At 61.9% G+C, this 1,002-nt stretch carries 1 protein-coding gene and 1 pseudogene; one reads left to right on the top strand and one right to left on the bottom strand.

Annotated elements, in window-relative coordinates; all coding sequences use genetic code 11:
* Window positions 1-182, top strand: a pseudogene (locus VK92_RS38230) (DUF429 domain-containing protein); the annotation flags it as partial.
* A 172-nt stretch (window positions 183-354) separates the two neighbouring features.
* On the opposite strand, the gene VK92_RS38225 reads toward VK92_RS38230, so the two are convergent.
* Complete coding sequence (locus VK92_RS38225) at window positions 355-792, bottom strand: ATPase (protein ID WP_165582009.1); 438 nt, start codon at window positions 790-792, stop codon at window positions 355-357.
* Window positions 793-1,002: the final 210 nt, after the last annotated feature.

Here is a 1,002-nt window from a genome sequence, read left to right as displayed (position 1 = left end):
TGCTGGAGCGACTGGGGATCGACGTGTCGACGCTGAAGTCCGTCGATGCGCGAGACGCGACCCTGTGCGCGTTGACCGCGCAATACGTCATCGACGGGAATGCGCACGCGTATGGCGATACGGAGGGCGGGTATATCCGCGTGCCGATCGTGAACGAGACGATCGCTCTCGACGCACCGTAGTCGCGTCGCGCGGCCCGGACGAGGCGCGTAGCAAAAAGGTGAGCTTTTTCGGGAGAGGTGCGGCCGGTGTGCCGGCGAGGGTGTCAGGCTGCGATTGCCGGCCGGCAAGCATCGGAATGGCTGGCGCACACGGCGTTAGGCCGGTGCGCTACACGATCCTGGGCTGCGTTACTCAATCCTCGAGGATGGCTTTCGGCACGCTGGACAGGTCACATGCTTGCGCCTGTTCGAAGTAGCCTTCGGCGTCGTCGATCATCACGACTGCGACGTCGATCAGTTCGTCGAGCCGTTGCAGCAGCGATTCGCGCCACTCGATGTCTTCGTCACGCTCGGGCGTCTTGTCCAGCTGCTCGATGATCGAGTCGGCAGTCTGCAGGAAGGGAATCGCCTGTTGATAATTTTCGATCGAGACCATTGCCGCGTTGCGCGCGCCGACGAGCCGCTCGCGGTGCTCGTCTGCCAGTTCGGATTCACCACTGATTCGCGGCAATACATCCGAGATGCGTTGCAGAAGCGGCGGAGCCTGTTCTTCCAGGATGATGGCGCGCTCGCGGAGCGCTGCATATTCGTCGCGAAGGTCGGCGTCGCCGGATTGAGTCGTGCTGTCCATCGTGGATATGAGTGCGTGGTTCGGTCGCGGCATGATACTCGACAGCACCGGATTCCTTGCCCGTTCCGCGTCCGTATATATAGAGGGACGTGAGGCATACGTCACACCAATAGAGGGTTGATCGCGTGGCGACGCGCGGCTCGTCGTGACGCCAGCCCTCGTGCGCGCCAGCGCACGAGGGCTTTCTCAAAATATTTTCACAAAGGGCTT

Source organism: Burkholderia sp. LK4, assembly GCF_001043615.1.
In the GTDB taxonomy this organism is placed as follows: Bacteria; Pseudomonadota; Gammaproteobacteria; order Burkholderiales; family Burkholderiaceae; genus Burkholderia; species Burkholderia cepacia.
This window is presented reverse-complemented; position numbering and strand designations above follow the sequence as displayed.